The organism is Prevotella sp. HMSC073D09, from assembly GCF_001814145.1.
GTDB lineage: Bacteria > Bacteroidota > Bacteroidia > Bacteroidales > Bacteroidaceae > Prevotella > Prevotella conceptionensis.
Genome location: NZ_KV815124.1, coordinates 20,476 through 40,161, shown reverse-complemented (window position 1 = coordinate 40,161; position 19,686 = coordinate 20,476). Strand labels below are relative to the sequence as shown.

At 49.0% G+C, this 19,686-nt stretch carries 8 protein-coding genes; 4 read left to right on the top strand and 4 right to left on the bottom strand.

What is annotated here, in order from left to right; translation table 11 throughout:
* The first annotated feature begins 861 nt into the window (after positions 1-861).
* The 4 genes from HMPREF2955_RS16345 (at position 862) to HMPREF2955_RS11645 (ending at position 7,839) form a co-directional block, all read left to right on the top strand.
* Complete coding sequence (locus HMPREF2955_RS16345; RefSeq protein ID WP_168166895.1) at positions 862-1,119, top strand: hypothetical protein; 258 nt, start codon at positions 862-864, stop codon at positions 1,117-1,119.
* A 774-nt stretch (positions 1,120-1,893) separates the two neighbouring features.
* On the top strand, positions 1,894-5,202 hold the full coding sequence (locus HMPREF2955_RS11655) for a SusC/RagA family TonB-linked outer membrane protein (RefSeq protein ID WP_070723639.1): 3,309 nt from the start codon (positions 1,894-1,896) through the stop codon (positions 5,200-5,202).
* 59 nt (positions 5,203-5,261) lie between these two features.
* Positions 5,262-6,662: a RagB/SusD family nutrient uptake outer membrane protein gene (locus tag HMPREF2955_RS11650; RefSeq protein WP_070723638.1), complete on the top strand. Its 1,401-nt coding sequence runs from the start codon at positions 5,262-5,264 to the stop codon at positions 6,660-6,662.
* A 4-nt stretch (positions 6,663-6,666) separates the two neighbouring features.
* Positions 6,667-7,839 (top strand): TlpA family protein disulfide reductase, encoded by a 1,173-nt coding sequence (locus HMPREF2955_RS11645; protein WP_070723637.1) that lies wholly within the window; start codon positions 6,667-6,669, stop codon positions 7,837-7,839.
* A gap of 370 nt (positions 7,840-8,209) precedes the next feature.
* Here the strand turns inward: HMPREF2955_RS11645 and HMPREF2955_RS11640 are convergent, their stop codons facing one another.
* From HMPREF2955_RS11640 to HMPREF2955_RS11625, 4 genes are all read right to left on the bottom strand, one after another.
* A complete protein-coding gene (locus HMPREF2955_RS11640; protein ID WP_070723636.1) occupies positions 8,210-10,042 on the bottom strand; it encodes a RagB/SusD family nutrient uptake outer membrane protein in 1,833 nt (610 codons plus the stop codon).
* 20 nt (positions 10,043-10,062) lie between these two features.
* Entirely contained in the window at positions 10,063-13,347 is a 3,285-nt protein-coding gene (locus tag HMPREF2955_RS11635; protein WP_070723635.1) for a SusC/RagA family TonB-linked outer membrane protein, read from the bottom strand.
* Positions 13,348-13,581: 234 nt separating this feature from the next.
* Complete coding sequence (locus tag HMPREF2955_RS11630; RefSeq protein ID WP_070723634.1) at positions 13,582-15,276, bottom strand: RagB/SusD family nutrient uptake outer membrane protein; 1,695 nt, start codon at positions 15,274-15,276, stop codon at positions 13,582-13,584.
* A 30-nt stretch (positions 15,277-15,306) separates the two neighbouring features.
* Positions 15,307-18,651 (bottom strand): SusC/RagA family TonB-linked outer membrane protein, encoded by a 3,345-nt coding sequence (locus HMPREF2955_RS11625; protein WP_070723633.1) that lies wholly within the window; start codon positions 18,649-18,651, stop codon positions 15,307-15,309.
* Positions 18,652-19,686 lie beyond the last annotated feature (1,035 nt).

Here is a 19,686-nt window from a genome sequence, read left to right as displayed (position 1 = left end):
TTTATTTTCGGTTTTCAGGTTCTATCGGTATAAGTAAGTTGCTTCATGGCGATTGTTGTTATGCGCCAGACCCGTGCAAGTTGCTTTAAAATGTCCTTTCTTTCAAAAGGGAGTATCGCATTTGTTAACGCGAAACGAGGCTTAGGTAAAGCTGGCCAACAGTCGGCATAAAGTGTTACGGAGGCAAATTTAAAGAAATAATTTGTAACCACAATGGCTTTTGTTGGGATTTTAATACGCGTTAGATAATTTGACCAATCTTTCCGTCAAACAAATCAGTTGACGAGTTGGTTATCAGTAGACGAGTTAACGAGTTGACAAGAGAATGATTAGTTGGCAAGTAGACGGGTTGACTGATTAACAAGTGAGATTTCTGTTGACAAGTAAAGCTATGAATTCGTCTGCTCGTTTACTTGTTCACTCGCTATCTTGTTACCTTGTCAACTCGTTAACCCGTCAACTTGTCAATCCTTATCTTTGTCTACTTTTCAGTATAAATTTTAACATTATGAGTGCCATTTTTATCCACGAGCAGTCCGCCCTGTCGAAAAATCGATTCTCGCGGAGGTTTGTTTTGGTGCAAAATGGGGTTAGCCTGTGCATGCGGCAAAATGAATTTTTATTTGAAAAGGTCGTCATCTACACCAGATTTTGGGCCATTTGCAGCTAAATGTACTGCGTTTTGGTGCTAAATGCAGTGCATTTTGGTGCTAAATGCGGTGCGTTTTGGTGCAAAACGCAAGGTGAAATGCCGCTAAATGCAGTGCATTTTGGTGCTAAACGCAGTGCAAAATGGTGCTAAATGCGAAACGCTTTGCATAAAAATGCACTGCAATGGTATAAACAAAACCTTTTAGATGTTTGAAAAACATGGCTAAAAGGGGCAAAATACCTATCAAAAAGTGGAATTTTAGGGGTAAAAAGTGGGTAATTGGGCTTGAAAAATTTGGGGTTGGCAACCAAACTAGAAGGGTAAAATGGTGCAAAATGCAGCCAATTGGCTTAAAAGTGGACAGAAAGATGAACGTGAAAGGCCGAAATTTGGGGCAATTTGCCTGTTTTGGAGCCATTTTTTCGCTAGAATGGGGTGGCGGCAGAAGTGCGTTTTGTAAAATATAATGTAAGATTTTAAGATTTTGAGTTTATGGGCTTATGAGTTGTTCGAGTTTATGAGTTGGGGAGTTGTTTGAGTTTATGAGTTGGTAAGTTTTAGTTTTTTAGTTGTTTTAGTTGTTTTAGTTTGTGAGTTTATGAGTTGGCGAGTTAGTGAGTTGTTTGAATTTATGAGTTTATGAGTTAGTAAGTTGGTGAGTGTTAAGTTTTTGAATACGGGAGTTTGTGAGCCAATAAGAACGGTTTGCAATTAACAACTGGCGAATGAATAAGGTAAGAAGGGGGGTGTTGGTTAGCAAGTTGACGAGCTAATTGGTTTCGGTTGAGGGGTTTAGTACTTCTTTCCGTGTTCCTCTAAAAGTGCGTTTTCTCGCCACGACAATATTCAAGTGAGCTTGACATTGCGCCTTTGGCTTAACGAAAACGTTCTTTTCTCGTTCCTCGAAAAGTGCGTTTTCTGTTGATAAATTGCCGAGTAAATGGTTTTACAAGCTGCTGCGACCATCGCATAATGCCCAGGTTTGCTTAACGAAAACCTCTTTTCTCTTGCTCAAAAGCAAAAAAACGATTATCTTTACAGCCGATAAGGTGGAACATGTTATGACAGTGGGCTTTCTTCGCCCCCGCATACAGGTGGGCATAACGCCTGTTGCACGCCACCAATCATTTAAAAATCTATACACGAAAACTGGTATCAGCCACCACAACAGCCCGCCAAACACGTAACTTAACAGCCGACACAACACATCATAACACTACAAAACAATACCCCAAAGACCTATGAACCCAATTTTACCCCGCGTGCAAACAGCCATGCACCACGCGCTGAGGCATCGCCTTGCAGTTGCCATTATTTTGCCGTCGCTGCTGACTATAGCCCCACCCGCTGCGCAAGCCACAACCGCCAACCTACAACGTGAGCCACGAACAGCCATGCCCGACAATGGCAAACGCCTACTTCGCGGAACCGTTACCGACGAAAACGGCGAGCCGCTGATGGGCGTTAGCGTGTCGGCCGATGGTTCAACGCCCCTCACCGTCACCGATGCCGACGGCAAGTTCAGCGTGCCCATGCCTGCCAACGCCACGCAACTAACCTTTACCTATGTGGGTATGGCCACACAAACCATCAACATTGGCCAACGTTCTAACTTCCACATCGCCATGAGTGCAGGCGAACAGGCACTTAAAGACGTTGTCGTTACGGGCTACCAAACCATTTCGCGCGAACGAACAACGGGTTCGTTCAACGTTGTTACGCCCGAAAAACTGAAAGGTAAACTGCAAACCAGCATCTTGGCACGGCTCGAAGGCATGGTGCCGGGCATGATGCAGCAGAACGGTACGCTGTACATCCGCGGCATGTCTACGCTAAACGGCGGTGCCAATGCTTACAGTCCGCTGTTCGTTGTAGACGGTTTGCCCTTCGAAGGCGACATTAACAGCATCAATCCTGCAACAATCAAGTCGATAACCGTATTGAAGGATGCGGCCGCCGCCTCTATCTACGGCGCGCGTGCTGCCAATGGCGTTGTGGTTATCAGCACCATCGATGCGAAAGGCGAGAATAAGACCACCATCAGATACGATGCCAGTGTGAAGTTTACGCCCAAACCCGACATGGACTACTTAAACCTGATGGACACGCGCGAGACGATAGACCTTCGTGAATATGGGTTCAAGTTTAACTCCATACCCTATGCCATGATACCTCCCAACTATTACCTCGACCCCGTTTCGGAATTGCTTTATAAGCATCGCGATGGGCTTATCGACGAGCAAACGTTTCAAGACGGCATGAACAAATATCGCAACCTGAACAACCGCAAACAGCTGGAAGACTTCTATACGCAGACCGGTATAGAGCACCAACACAACCTTAGCCTAAGCGGAGGAAACGACATCAACCGCTACGTGTTTACCCTTAACTATACGGGCAACCGCTTTAATGCGCGCTACAACCAGATGCAACGCTATGGGGCTACACTAAGAGACAACATCAAACTGACGAGTTGGCTTAACGCCGAGGCCGCCCTTACCATAAACTATAACAACACCAACAGCGACAGGGGAATGGGAACTTACACCGACATGTACAGAAACCAACCCTCGTACACGATGCTGAAAGACGAAAGCGGCAACCCCTTGAACGTGCCGACATACAAGTCGGAATGGGAAATGAACCGACTTATAGGCCTTGGACTTAAAGACGAACATTACAGCCCCATAACAAACAGGCGCGAAGAACGATATAACAGTAACGAGAACTATTACAGGCTGATGCTGGGACTGAACCTCAAAATCATGAAGGGGCTTAACTTCGACGTGCGTTTCCAAACCGAAAACTCGGCCGATAAAACGGTTGAGATATTCAGCGAACGTTCGTATCATGTGCGCAACATGATAAACGATGCCGCACAATACAACCCAGCCACCAAAAAACTAACGCTTAACGTGCCAGAGGGAGCGCACTATTCGGAGAGTAGGGGCGATGCCGACTCGTACACCTTGCGCGCTCAACTCAACTTCAATCGCGACTTCGGACCTCACAGCATCACTGCCCTTGCTGGCGGCGAACGGCGCAGAACAAAGACTACCAACACCTCGATATACTACATGGGGTTCGACGAAAGCACGCTAGCTTACAAGCCAATAGACCCAACTGCCCTGACAAACGTTAAAGGAACGGAGTCGCTTGCGGGCAGTTTCAGTTGGTCGTTCACAGGCAACAATTGGATAAACGAGATAGAAAACCGCTATGTATCCTTCTATGCCAATGCTGCTTACGCCTTCGACAGCAAGTACAACCTCACGGCAAGCATACGTGTTGACCAGTCTAACCTTTTTGGAACCGACCCTCGCTACCAGTATCGCCCGCTTTGGTCGGTGGGTGGTGCATGGCATATCGCCAAAGAACGTTTCTTGGCGGGTAAGCTGTCGTGGCTCAACGCCCTCACCCTTAGGGCTACTTACGGCATTGGTGGAAACGTTCCACGCGGCGCCAGCCCATACGTTACGCTAAAAGCAGCCCAATATAACCCTTGGAGCAAAGACTTTGGGGCGGAAATAAAGAGTCCGCCCAACTACACGCTGCGCTGGGAAAAGACCGCAACCACCAACCTGGGCCTCGATTTTTCCGTGCTCAACAATCGCCTTTCGGGCAGTATCGAGGTTTATCACAAGCATTCAACCGACCTCCTTGCCCAACGCGATGCCGACCCCACACTTGGCTTTAAACAACTAACGCTGAACTATGGCAACATGACCAACAAGGGCATTGAGGTTTCGCTGAACAGCGTTAACCTGCAAACGCGAAACCTAAGGTGGACAACGGGCCTGAACTTTGGTTATAACAAGAATACACTAGACGATGTAGAAGACTCTAATCCCAACGTGCACTCGTACACCAGCGGCTTTGCGGCAGTTAAGGGACATCCGCTTGGGGCAATATTCAGTTTTCAGTACGCTGGCCTTTCGCCCACCGATGGCACGCCCCGCTATTACGTAGAAGGCGGCAGCAAAACCGAAGCACAAGTGAGCAACTTGTCAGACCTTGTTTATTCGGGCACGCGTCATCCCACTTATAGCGGGTCGTTTAGCAACACCATTGCTTATAAAGACTTCGAGCTGTCGTTTATGTTGATGTTCTACGGCGGCAATGTGCTGCGCACCGAGCCGGCCCCCTTCGTGTCCGAACCATCGCATCTCAACCCCAATAAAGAGATGCGCAACATCTGGAGGCAACCAGGCGACGAACGCAACCCCGATGCCACACCTGCATTTACCGGCTATGCGCTAGACTTGGCAACGATGAGGCATCCGTGGTATGCTGCCGACCGCCACGTGTTTAAGGCCGATTATGCCAAGCTTCGCCACCTGTCGCTCACCTATCGCGTACCCCAACAGCTCGTGGCCAAGTGCGGATTGGCGCAACTGGCCTTTACCCTGCAAGGGCAAAACCTGCTTAGTTGGACTGCCAACAAATACGGTGTAGACCCTGAGGCGTTGGGAACTACGGGCTACGGATGGGGCATGCGCACCATCCCAACGCCTGCAACATGGACATTCGGCCTTTCGGCAACATTCTAAGCATGCACCCTACACATTGAAGGCAAATGATAAACCCCACCTAAAAAAGCAAAAGAAGGATGAAAACAACATATAACATTATAGCGACAATGGCTTTTACCGCGCTGCTATGCGCCTGCGACTCGTTTCTCGACATCAAGCCCAAAGGCGAGAGAATACCAGAAACGGCCGCCGACTATAAAACCATGATCAGCCATTATGAGATACAAAAGATGGGCGAAACATATCCCATCTACCTTACCGACGATTGTTATCTGCCCGACCAGGCATTCAGTTCGAACACCCCAGGCCTTAACACCATCACGCCAAGCATTAAACGGCTTTACACATTCGACAAGCAAGTGTTTGGCGATGGTGAGGACGATACGTTTTGGTCTTCATCCTATTCGCGCATATTCACCAACAATGTGGTTATTCGCGAAGTGATGGATGCCTCAGAAGGAACCACTGCGGAGAAGACGGCCATACGCGGCGAAGCACTCGTTAACCGTGCGTTAGACTATCTGTATCTGGTTAATGGTTACGCCAAACACTATAACGAGGCTACGGCCGAGGCTGATGCGGGCGTGCCGTTGTTACTTAACGCCGACATTTCGCAAACCAATCTTACGCGAACCAGCGTAAAAGGCGTGTATCAGCAGATACTGGCCGACCTCAATGAGGCAGAAGGTAGCCTCCCAGAAGAAATAAGCAGCAATGCCTTTCATGCCACGAAAGATGCCGCACGCGGACTTCGAGCTAGGGTTTACCTATATATGGGCAACTATGCAGAGGCCCTGAAGGCAGCAAACGAGGTGATTGCCCGACACGATACGCTGCTCGACCTTACGCGTTATGAAGTGCTGAATCCCGCAGGTCAGATTGGTCGCACCAATGTTCCTGATGCCGATGCCAACCCCGAAAGCATCTTTATCAAATACGCACCCTACGTCTTTGGGATGAGTTCGCATGTGTTTCCGTCGGACAGCTTGCTGAAATTGTACGAAGATGGCGACATGCGAAAGGTGCTTTTTATGGCCGAAACGTTTCGCGGAAAAACACTTCCGCGCCCAATATGGGTTCCGTATGTGCGGGCCAACACAGCCATTAGCACGCCCGAGCTGTTTCTCATCGCTGCCGAATGCGAAGCCCGTGTGGGTTATATGCCACATGCTTTGGCACTGGTAAATAAGTTGCGTGCCCATCGCATTAAGGATAATGGTTATGTTTCGTTGGTGGACAAGGACAGCGTGCTGAATTTCGTACTCGAAGAACGCCGCCGAGAACTGGCTTTCAACGGCTTTTTACGGCTCATCGACCTGAAAAGACTTAACCTAGACCCGCGTTTTGCCACAACGGTTAAGCATGTTGGCGATACTGAAACATGGGTGCTGCCGCCAAACGATCCGAGGTACGTTCTGCCCATTCCGCAAAGGGTGATGCGCTTTAACGCCAACACCATGACCCAAAACGAAAGATAACAATATGAAACGACTTTTTTCGACTGCCCTATTGGCTGGGCTTATCGCAGTTCAATGCTTGGCTGTGGGCATCAGCGTGCAGGGGCATACGGCCGACAAGCGCATGAAAAGGCTGTATCTTTTCATGGTTCAAGATGAGCGTTACGGTTATGTTCAGCCCCTCGACTCGTTCGAGGTGACGGACGGAAAGTTTGCCTATCAAAATGATACGCTCACCACGCGGCTCTTCTTTCTTTCGCCCGTGTTCAACGCTAGCGACATGGAGAGTTGTTTCGAGCAAGGCACTTACTTGTTTTTAGCCAGTGGTAACAACTTGCTGTCGGTTTCTAGGAATGCCCGTGGAGCAATAACGGCAGACAATCCCAACGTGAAACTTAACGCGCAATACGCACTGTTTACACATCAAAAGGACAGCGCAGGCAACAAACATACGTTAGACTCGTTGGACCAAGTGTTCTACGCGGCGCGCAATCGCAACGACCAACGCGAGATGCAGCGCATAAAAACCTCCACCGCGCCTATCTACAATCGGGCTTACGAGCAGTTGCGACAATGGTTGGACAAGGAAGTGGAGCGGCATCAAGGCTCGCCCTTCGGCCTATACCTTTATTATACATACAGGTTGCAGCACGCCAACATCACCAACCGCACAGATTTAGACTGCGCGCGACAAGTGGTTGAGGGGGCTAACGATGAGGCGAAACAAACGTGGTACTATGCACGGGCAACGCAAAAGCTAAATGCGCTGGAACAAACGGTGGTGGGAAAAACGGCTCCTCCCATTGTCGGCGAAGACAAGGGGGGTAAGGCTTTGAGCCTTTCTCACTTCAAGGGAAAGTTTGTTTTGGTAGACTTTTGGAGTTCTTCTTGCACTTGGTGTAGGAAAGAAACACCCAACTTGCTTAAAACTTTCAATGCTTTTAAAAACCAAAACTTTACCATTTTGGGCGTTTCTACCGACTTTAAGAAGGCAGATTGGCTGAAAGCTATTAAGGAAGACGGGGCTATATGGCATCAGCTTTTGCTTAAAGGCGATGCACGCAAGCAGGTACTGGCAGCCTATTCCATTGTAAGCATCCCGCAAATTCTCCTTATCTCGCCTGATGGAACAATTATCGCCAAGGACTTGCGAGGGGGAAAAATATACGATGCTGTGCAAAAAGCATTGGCTAAATAACCGCCAATGCCAGATGAAATATGGTAAAGAAGAATAAGCAGGCTAATCGAATATGAGCGATTAGCCTGCTTGTTTTAATTTGGGAGAGTGGTATAAAGAGGGAGTTAGACGTACCCATGTTTGCTTGTCGGCATCTTGTCTGCCTTGTCTTCTTGAACTGGCCCGCTACGTCTTTAAGAATAAGACAGGCCATAGGCTCTACAACCAAACAAAAATCTGTACAGGCTCTAACGACCGATTGGGGTTAAGATGAATGGCGGGGAGTGCCATGAGAGTGTTTGCTTATTGTAAGGAACCTTTGAGCGGGGGCTTTACAAAATTGAAATTCCCCCATCTCGTCGATGCGAGATGGGGGAGCTTTATTGATGGATTATTTCTTGTCTTCCCAACCAGGAGTTTGCTTGATGGCGTGGCCAGCGTTGCGGTATAGCGTTAGCTGGTCGAATGGGATGGGATAGAGATAGTCTTTATCCGAGTAGGTACGCATAAAGTCTTGTTTCACTATGGGCCTGATATAGCCAACAGAGTCGTTAACCTCATATTCGCCCTTGGCATTGAGGAGAACAAGTTGTATCTTGCTCATTTTCTCTTTCGTTAGCGTGTTCTCGGGCTTAGCTGCTGGATGAACGGTGTTGTACCACTTTATGTATTCGCGTTTGTTGACGTAGGCACCCATGTTAAGCTTGGGGTTCTTCACCATGTCGGCATAGTTTAGTTTCTTCCAACGGCGCAGGTCGTTAAAGCGTAAGCCCTCGTACACCAGTTCTACGCGGCGTTCGCGGCGTATTTCCCAAAGGATGGGCGAAACGTCTGCATCGCGCTGCGAGTCGTTTATTACGCCAGCCGGTACGCGTAGCGCATCGCCCACCAGCTGCAAGGTTGGCATGTTGGTGCTGGCGCGTTGACGAAGGGCGTTGATGGTTCGGTCGAAGTCGGTTTGGGTGAGGGTGTACTTGCCCAATGTGGCCAACTCTGCTGCTGCCTCGATGTAGTTCATCATCATTTCGTTGAGCTTCATCACGGGCGCATCGGTGATGTTGGTGCTACTTTTTCCGCCGGGCTGGTCGATGAGTTTGGGGTTGACAAAGCGATTGGCGAAATAGCCCGATGCGGCATACACTGATGCAACAGAGGGCAAGCGCAGTTCTGCGGTGTCGATGGTGGCATAAAGGCGTGGGTCGCGGTTGGCTATCTCGTCTTTAAGCAGCTTGTCGCCTTTGTAAAGTGCGTTTCCTCCCGTTTGCGTTATGGGCAGTCCGTCTTTCGTAAGGTAGCTTTCGATGAGCGATTTTGATGGGCTCGACTCCTCGCTCTCCGTGTTGTTGAACGACATCAGGCTGTGGGTAACAACGCCGGCCACGTACGCACGGTAGAGAATGATTTCGGGATTACCGGCCAGGTCAATCGATGCGGTGAGGTCCTTGTAGTTGCTGCACAGCTGATAGCGTTTTGATTTCATAATGTAATCGGCCGCATCTTTGGCCACTTGCAGGTATTTGGCAGCCAACTCGTTGTTTTTGTTGTGGTATTTTTGCCACGTGCCTTCGAAGAGGAAGATGCGCGAGGTGTATGCGTACACCAGGTCGTTAACGATGTGCACGCCTTTGACGTCGTCTTGCTGGCGAATGTTGTCCATAGCGTACTTCATATCTGAGAGAACGCTGTCCATCACCTCCTGTCGTGTACTGAATGCGCGATAAAGTGCAGCCTTGTCGGTTGGTGCAACGGGGTGTTGGTAGTAAGGAACGTCGCCGAAGTTAGATACAAGCTTGGCGTATTCTAAGCCGCGCAGAAAACGGTTGACGCCAGTCCAATGGCGTTTGGGCTCGTCTGGCATGGCAGAATGCGCCAGTTTGTCGAGGTAGGTGTTGATGGTGTGCACCTGTTCGAAGTTCCAGGGGTAGCTGCTACTTGTTGTAGTGGGCACGTTCTTGATGAAGAACGTGGCTTCTTCTTGTGCGTTGTCGTCGTTCCAGTCGGCGATTTGGGTCTCTGCGAACCAGTCGGAACGGCTCCATCCCGAGTTGTACCCTTTGAAGTAGATGGGGTAAAGGTCGTACATTGCAGACCTAATGACCTCTTCCGAGTTCCACCTTTCATCGATGTCGGCGTTCACACGGTCTAATGGCTCGCGTGTAAGGAAGTCGTTGCAGGCCACCAAAGGTAAAGTTAAGAGCGCGAGGCTCAATATCTTATGTTTCATTTTTATGCTTGTTAGGAGGGTTAGAATGCGGCTTGCAGGCCGAAAGAGATGGTTCGCGTGTAGGGATATGAACGTCCGAAGGACCAGTCTGATTCTCCCTTTCCGCGTTTGTAGTTGGTTGTTTCGGGGTCGAAGGGCAGGTGTAGGCTGTCGAACTCAAAGAGATTTTCGGCACTTACGTACACGCGTACGCTTTGCAGCAAGGCTTTGCTCACGATGTTTTGCGGCAGGGTGTAGCCCAGTGTGATGTTCTTGCAGCGCAAATAGGCCATGTTAGCCAAGAAACGGGTTTGTGTGAGGTAGTTCCGAGCATTTTGTTTCCAGCTCATGTCCGTCGGGCGTGGATAGAATGCGCCCGTATTGGAGGGTGTCCAGTAGTCTAACTGATGCTTATATGCGGCTTCCTTGTAGCTAGAGCCACCTGCGGGGATGCCGATTGCACCGCCAACCCAAAAGTCGCGCTTGCCCACGCCTTGGAAGAACATGTTGAAATCGAAACCCTTGTAGGTTGCTCCGAGCGAGAAACTGTACTCGTAGTTGGGCAGGAAGTTGCCAATCACCTTTTGGTCGCCATGGTTTTCAACGGTGTTGTCGCCGTAAGTGATTTCTCCATCACCGTTAATATCCTTATATTTCACGTCGCCCGGACCGAATTTAAAGTCGTCGCTCTCGTATTTACTTTGCGATGCGATGCCTGGTTTCAGTTTTCCGTTGCTGTCGAAGTCGTCGGCTTGGAACAGGCGGTCGGTTTCGTAACCCCATATCTCGCCTAAACGTTTACCTTGATAGTTGCCGTTGATGTTGCGCGTTTGACTGTTAAACTTGGTGATGACCTCTTTTACGTGCGAGAAAGAGGCCGAAGCCGAAACGCCTAAGCCGTTGGAGAACTGGTGTTGATAGTTTATGCCCAGCTCTAAGCCAGTGCCAGTAATCTCTCCGTAGTTCTTCTTGGGGGGCTCTGCACCGAAAGTGGCGGGCAGCTGTTCGCCTTGGGTGTGCATGCCCGATGTTATGCGGCGATACCAGTCGAATGTTACGTTGAGGTCGTTGTTAAAGAAACTGGCATCAAGGCCGAGGTCGAGCGTTGACACACGTTCCCACGTTAGCTCTTCCGAACGAATGGTGGGTGAGCTGAACGTTCCCATTTCCTTACCATCTACAACCCATCCCGAGTTTTGCGGTTTCATGATAGACATGTATGCATAGGCGGCCACGTCTTGGTTGCCGATGGTTCCCCAAGAGCCGCGAACCTTAAGGTTGGAGAGTGCGGGTTTGGCCCAGTCCATGAATTTCTCTTCGCTTGCGCGCCATCCAGCGGAGAAGGAAGGGAAGAAAGCCCATTTCTTTCCGATGGGGAAACGCGAGGACCCATCGTAACGTAGGTTGAACTCCAGCAGGTAGCGTTGTAGATAGTCGTAGTTGAGACGTCCGAACACGCCAGCAGCTGCGAAATCGTTGTGATAGCTGTAGTTACTGTTGTAAGAGAACTGGTCTCCGTAGGTCATGGCTATCTCGGGAAACTTCTCGCTGTAGAGCTTTTGGCGTTCTGAGTAATGCGAGAATGCTTCTCGTGTCTCGGCATCGAAACCTGCCATTACTTTGAAGTGGTGTTGCTCGGCTAGGTCGAACATATAGGTGGCGTAACCCTTGAAGATGTTCTGCAAGGTGTACTGACTGGACTGTTCCACCATGTTGTGCCACAAACCATAAAGGCTGGTGTAGCTGGAGAAAGGCGCACTGGCAAACATATCGTAGGCGTAAACGGTGCCGCCGTTAAGCTTGCGGGCATCGTTGGTGAACGAGAACGTGTAGTCGAAGTTAACGGAGAGGTTCTTCATCGGCGTTATCTCCGTACCCAGGTTGGCGCGAACGTAGGTGGTTGTGGTGTTTTCGCGGTTGCCGTGCTTGATGTCAGTAACGGCCGAACGGAAGGGCTTGCCCTGATAAGTGGCATAGGGATACCAACGCGGCCAACGCAGAAGGTAGAACCAAGCATCGTATTGGCCAGACGTGAAACGATAAGGCTCGTCGTTCTTGGTTCGGGTGAAGAGTACGTTGGCACGAACCTTCCACCAGTCGCGAATGCTCGACGTGATGCTGCTGTGCAGCGTATAGCGGTCGTATTGGTCGCTGTTATATTTCATCACGCCCGTTTGGTTAAGGTAGCTAAGGCTGATGTTATAGGTGGTTTTCTTGCTGCCGCCCGTCACCGAGAGGTTGTGGTTCTGTTGTGGAGTCCATTTTCGGGTGAACTCTTTGATGGGATCGAACGAGCGATAGAAGTAAGTGTTGCCGCCAACAATTTCGAAGTCGCGGCCTTGCTGCATCTCTCCGAGTTCGTCTTGCGACATTCCACCGTATTTGTTTTCCCAATCTTCGAGTTTCTTTATTAGCTCCTCGTCGATGGTGTAGCCGATGCTTGTTTCTCTGGTCTTGCCTTTGCTCTTCATTATCTCGAAGATAAAGCGGGCATTGTCTGAGGCTTTCATCTGTTCGGGCATCTTGGTGGGCGTGCTCCACGCAAAGTTGTTAGAGTAGGTTACGTTCACCTTATCGTTGGCTGCGCCCTGTTTGGTGGTGATAAGGATAACGCCCCATGCGGCACGCGTTCCGTAGATGGATGCCGAGGCTGCATCTTTGAGCACCGAAATGGTTTCGATGTCGTCGGGGTTTACCAAGTTTAGGTTGGGAACTTCCACGTTGTCTACGAGGATGAGCGGTGATGTTCCTCCCTCAGCGCTAAGCGAACCCACCGAGCCACGTAGCTTAACGGTGCTTTGCGTGCCGACACCGCCAATGCGGTTGGTGATGGTAAGACCTGGGGTTATACCCTGCAAGGCCTTGGCCACGTCGGTGATGGGGCGGCTGGCGATGGCCTCTTTCACGTTGACGTTGGCCACGGCACCCGTGAGGTTCACCTTCTTTTGTGTGCCATAGCCCACCACTACAACCTCGCCTAGCTGACTGGCGTTCTCTGTCAGGGTGATGCGCATGTCGGCCCTAGCCGTCACTTGCATGGGATTGTAGCCCACGTAGGTGATGGTTAGCTTGTCTCCTGGGCGTGCGTCGATGGTAAATCGGCCGTTAATGTCGGTCACTGCGCCCACGCCCTTGCCTTCAATGGCTACCGATGCACCCGTTACGGGTTCGCCGTTGGCGTCGGTAACAATGCCCGAAAGGCTTGTTTGCTGTTGCACTGCGTTTGTCGTGCGAGGCGATTGTGCGGCTGCTGCCTGCGCCTGATGTGGGGCGAAGGTGCCCGAAAGGGCTGCGAAAGCCGCGCCTAAATAATAGATTCTTCGCATTTTAAATATGATTTGTTGGTAAAATTGTTCTTTTTTGTGAATTGTGTATCGCAGATTGGTGAGTCTGTCTTATTCATGATTTGGCAGGGCACTTGCCATTTTCAGGCAAGTCCCTGCCAAATCTCCTCTTGTTTGCAAGGTGAGGTACAGCTTGTCGGTGGTGTCAGTCCCGCTGTGCCCCATTTGTAGTAGTGTTAGATCTAACCTTTGGAGGGCTCAATCTCTTATTGTTTTCTATTGCCAACCAGGGTTTTGGGTTAATCCACCCAGCGTAATTTGGCCTGTTGGTATGGGATAGAAGTAATATTTCTTATCGAAACGGCGCACTTGATTGATGGTGTTCGAACCAATCATATATCCATTGGGGTTCAGATCCTCTTCTGGATTAGTCACATTGCTGAGGTTTGCTCCGAGATAGATGTTGGGATGTTGCTCTGAATCGAGGAGATGGAGCTGATGCCAACGTATCAAATCCCAATAGCGCGTCCAGTTGTCGAACATCAATTCGCATCTGCGTGTACGGCGGATTTCCCACAGTAGATTGCTCACGTTCATGTTATTGGCTGGGTCGGCAGCAGGAGCAAGCTGTATTCCAGGCAGTCCTGCGCGTGCTTGCAGTTTGTTGACGCTGTTGTCTAGGTCGGTTTGCGTGATTGTTCCAAGTTCAGCCTTAGCTTCGGCAAAGTTCAGATAAATGACAGATAGCCAGTAAATGGGACAGTCGGTGTATTGCCCGCCGATGTTATTGCGTTCGTCTACAGTTAGTTCTGTCACATTATCGTATTTGCAAATGGCGTAACCTGTGGATGATGTGAAGGCACTACTGCCTGCACGCTTGTAGTCGTGCCCTTTGAAAGCAAGTATAGGGTCGATGGTTTCGGCCAATCGCTTGTCGCGTACGGCAAGTTGTGCTTCTATGCTGTACTGTCCGTCAGCGTTCTTTGTGGCAGCGTCGTCGGTATTCATTGCTGTTGTTGCCTTGGGCTTGCCATCAAGGAAGAGGTACGCATCGAAAGCGTCTTTGGACATTCCGTTGGTTCCACCAGTGTTCATTGTATAGTCGATGGTAGAGTGGTGTAACTTATTCTTAGAGTAAGGCTTATAGAAAATCATCTCTGGATTCTTGCTCAAGTCGGTAGAATTATAGTTGCCTCTATAGCTGTCGTTTAGTTTGTAGCCCTTAGCCATGAGCTTATTGCAAGCGTCAACGCATTCGTTCAGATAGCGTTGTGCCCTGTCTGGATTGGCGGCCTTGCCTGCGTTGTCTTCGGCAGTTCTGTATTTACAATACGTTCCTTCGTATAGCGCAATCTCGGCTTTCATTGCTAATGCCATGTCGGCCGTAAATCTTTGCTTGTTTGTTTGCGTAATGTATTCAGCTGCAAAGTTAAGGTCGTTCAACACGCTGTCCATCACTATGTCGCGGTCAATCCTCGGACCGTATAGAATATTGTCGTCTTCGGTTGTAACCACGGTGTTGATGAAGGGTACGTCTCCGTATTGGCGCACCAGCTGATAGTAGGTCCATGCCCTGTTGAGTTTGGCAATACCCTCATAGTTGGCTTTCGTTTCGTAATCTAGTGACGACGACCGCAGGCCAGTTAGTACATAGTTGGCATGGCGCACGTCTTCGAATGAGTATTTCCAGTCTGAAGACGATGCCACAACATTAGTATATTCCCAGTTGTTGTTGGAAAAGTTTACTTGGTCATCGCCCAACGTCTTGAAGTAAAACCATCCGTACGAACCTCCGTTTCCGTAACCCGTATAGTTATTGAGGAAAGTGTTGCACTGGTTATCCAAGTTGTCGGTGTTGCTCCAATAAGAAGGAGTATTGGTGAACGTATCGTCTGGGTGTATGTCTAAGAAACTATTGCAGCTTGCCAGCGCACCCATCACGATGATACCGCATATCAATATCTTTTTCATATTTCTAATGCTTTAAGATGGTTCTTGTAGTTATAATGTTACCTGCATGCCAAACGAGAAGGTGCGGGTTATGGGCGCGGTACGTCCCCAGCCGCCAAACTTAAGTCCTGCACCCGCATTTATTTCGGGATCTACGGGCAGGTCGTTGCCTTTATACAGTAAGAAGAGATTGCTAGCACTGAAGTATATGCGTGCCTTTTGTATGTAGGCCTTGCGCGTTAGCTCTGTGGGCAGAGTGTAACCAAGAGTTACGTTCTTTAACCTTAGATACGACATGTCGGTGAGATATCGTGATTGCGGGTAATAGTTGTTCGTTCCATTTTCTATTCCCGATATTGTTCCTGTCCCCTCGTTGCCGGGATACAGGCGTGGATACTTGTTGCTTTGGTCAATGTCGTAGCCCTTAATGGTTTTATAGTCTGCCGAAAAGCGCACCTTGTTGTAGCTGGTTTGGTGCGCGTAGAGTGCCAAGTCGGCCTTGCGCATCAGTGGGAAGTTCATTGAAGAAATAGTCCATGCGTCGCGTTTGCCCACACCTTGGAAGAACAAGTCAAGGTCGACTCCTTTCCACGAACCACCAAGATGGAAACTATATTCGTAACGCGGCAAGAAGTTACCTATCACCTTGAGGTCGCCATGATTGTCGGCTGTACCTTTACCTCCGTCAATGACACCATTGCCGTCAAGGTCCTTGAACTTCACGTCACCTGGTCCGTAGTGGAACGAGCCTTGTTCCAGCCCCTTTTGCGAAGCAACGCCTTTGGCGTAATTCCAAGTGCCGTCAGGGTTTTTCCCCGTGAAGTCGCTCTCTTCGAAGTAACGTTCGGTTTCAAATCCCCAGATGTCGCCATAGTTTTTGCCTGAATAGTTGGCATTGAGTAGCATAGATGGATTGTCCCACTTTACCACTTTCGAGCGCGAATCGCTTAGGTTGAAGTTGGCGTACACGTTAAACTCGCCGAAACGGTGATGCCAGTCTACGGTAAATTCCCATCCGCGTGTGCGCAAGGTGCCTGCGTTAGATACGGGGGCGTCGGCTCCCAGCACCTGTGGAAGCACTTTCGAGGGAGCAAGCATGTCACGATTTTCGCGTTGATACCAGTCGAAACCCACCATCAACTCGTTGTTAAGGAAACCTAGGTCGATGCCTATGTCGGTGGTTCGGATGCGTTCCCATGTGAGGTTCTTTGCCACGAGGTCGGGCATGTTGTACATGGTTAGCAGGTTGGCATTAGGCTTATTGTTGTCCACCCAGTTCACATACTTGTCTTCCATCTGGCTAATCAGCTCTTCAAACATGTAATCGCCTATGGCTTCATTGCCTATTTCGCCCATTGATGCACGCAACTTACCGTTGCTCACTACATTCTTGAGGTTCTTAAAGTATGGTTCTTCGGTGAAACGATAGCCCAACGACACCGAGGGGAAGAATGCCCAGTGCGCATTGTGTGGAAATCTGGAAGAGCCGTCGTAACGCCCGTTGATTTCCAAGAGGTAAATGTCTTTGTAGTCGTAGTTAATTCTGCCGAAGAAACCTGCTGATGCACGTTGGGTATGTTTCGAGCCAATGTCTTGTCCGTCCTTCATTGCTAGGTTCAGTTCAGGCAGTGCTTGGTCGAACAGTATGTTTCTGCTGCCTTTGAGATAGATGTATTCCACTTTCTCGGCATTGAAACCTGCCATCGCCTTAAGGTTGTGGCTTTGGGCAAAAGTCTTCTCGTAGTCCATGTAGGCGTTAAGTGTCCACGTGTTTTCTTTCGAGTTGTCTTTCCACACTGAAGTTTTTTCTTTCTCCACGATGTAGGTAGGATTGGCGTCTAACCAGTTGATGCCGTAAACAGAGAAGTCTTGCGAGCCTCTGTTCATATTTTGGATGGCGTAGGTGAAATCGGCATTAAACGTCAATCCCTCCAGAATGTTCGCTTTGACAAATGCGTTCATGCGAGTGAAGTCGGTAGCGGTCTTCTCCGTAGCTGCCTGTTTCAGCTGTGCCAGCACACGTGTGTCGTGCCCGCCGATTGTGCCTGAAGGGATGAAGAACGAACCCCAACGCCAAAGGAATTGGTACACATTGTTATATGTGTCGGGGCGTTCGTAGTCGCGACGCGTATAGTTAAAGCGTGCTCCCACCTGTAGCCAATCGTATAGGCTGCTGGTTACGTTAACCGTAGCATTGTATTTGTCTAGCTTGTCGGGACGTATCTTCATGATGCCGTCCTTGTGGTCATAGCCAAAGGAGATATAGTAAGAACTCTTCCCCGACGAGCCTTGTATCGACAAAATGTGACTTTGTGAGGGAGCGGCATTGTTGTAGAAAATCTTGTTCACATCCCAGTCGGCATAGTAGTAAGGCTTACCGTCGATGAATGCATAGTCGCCCACGTTGTTCTCGTCTACGTATGGACGCATCTCACGATAGCTTGTTTTGCCCCCATTTTGCTGTTTCCACTTTTCTGCGAGGGGCAGCAACTTATTGAAATGCATGCCAAATAGCTCAACCGTGTATTCTTTGGCATTGGCTTTACCTTCCAAGGCTGCTCTCAATTGTGTGGGTACATCGGGATAATCAGGGATGAAGGTTGCCTGGTCCCATGCGAAGTTGTTGCTGTAAGTGATGGTCGAGCGTTCCGTGGGATGTGCTCCCTTTGTTTGTATCAGTATAACGCCGAAGGCGGCCCTTGTTCCATAGATGGAAGTAGAGGCTGCATCTTTAAGCACCGAAACGCTTTCGATGTCTTGCGTGTTAAGGAACGAGATGTCGTCCATGGGCACGCCGTCTACAACGATGAGCGGGTTGCTTGTGGCATCGTTGCTCAACGTTCCCACACCGCGAATGCGCAGGGTGGGCTTGCCGTTGATGTCGCCGTTGTTGCTGATGACCGACAACCCCGGCACAGCACCTTGCAGGGCTTTGGCCACATCTTGTTGTGGGCGGCCGGCCATGGTCTTTGACAGGTCTACGGTGCTTACGGCTCCCGTAAGGTTGGCCTTCTTTTGTGTGCCATAGCCCACAACAACCACTTCGGAGAGTTGCCCGGCGTCTTCTTGCAATTCTACTTTCATCGATTCGGAGGCTGCAACGGTAACGGTTTTGTAGCCCACGTATGAGATGGTCAACTTAGCGCCGGGGCGCACGTTGAGGGTAAATCGCCCGTTAATATCGGACACGGCACCCACGCTCTTCCCCACTACGGCCACGGTTGCGCCGGTGATGGGTTCGCCTTGTGTGTCGGTAATCACGCCCGTGATGTTGTTCTGCTCTTGCATTTCGGTCACGGTTGCCGTCCCCTTTGTTTCTTTTGCCGCTGCCGTGAGCGTTGTCCACGGGGCGGTGAGGGCAGCCAGCATTGCACATAAACAATAAGCTTTTTTCATAAGGACATTATTAGGTAGCTACGTTGTGAAAGATACCAGCGCTTTCTTTTCGTTTTCCACGGAGTGGATTTCCTTTCCGTGGCGTGGATCTGACGTGCTGGCACATGTTCGCTCGGTATGCTGTTGTTAATGTAATTGTTTAGAATATACGACCTTTTCATCTTTTTAGGTCTGGGCATCATCGATTGTTTGTAGCAAATTTACCGATTTTTAATATATGTAGACCTATTTTTGTGTTAAAAATCATTTATATTACAAGATTTAAGAATTAGATATCGAAAGGTTAATTGGTGTTTAATACGCTGCTTTTTCGATGTTTTTACGGATTTGTTTGTTAGGCTGATGTAAAAAAGATTGTTTCTTGCAGTTTTGTAGCTGTGTGCTTACAAATGTTTATTTTTGACCATCGTTAAAACAAAATTATCTTCTTTCTTCGAGCGAATAAGATAAATTATTTTATTAAAGATAGCTTCTTTATAGATAGATTGCTTGAAGAATGAAGAGCAAACTGCAGATGGACGGGTTTGATAAGTTAGCAGGTTGCAAACTAATTAGCTGACGAATTGACGAGTTGATTATCAGTTGAAGAGTTGACGAGTTAACGAATTGGCAAGAGGATGACTGGTTGACAAGTAGACGAGTTGATTGACAGTTGACGAGTAGACGAGTTAACAAGTGAGGTTTCGGTGGGCAAGTAAAGCTATGAATTTGTCTGCTCGTGTACTCGTTGTCTTGTCCACTCGTTATCTTGTCCACTCGTCATCTTGTTATCTTGTCCACTCGTCCACTTGTTGGCTCTTATCTTTGTCCGCTTTTCAGTATAAATTTTAACATTATGGCTGCCCTTTTTATCCACCAACCGCCTACCTTGTCGCAAAAAATCGATTCTCGCGGAGGTTTGTTTTGATGCAAAAAGAGGTTAATTGTACATGTAGGCAAAATGGATATTTATTTAAGCCAAACGCCACTAGCACCCGTTTTGGGGCGATTTATAGCAAAATGGAGTGCGTTTTGCCGCTAAATGGAGTGCGTTTT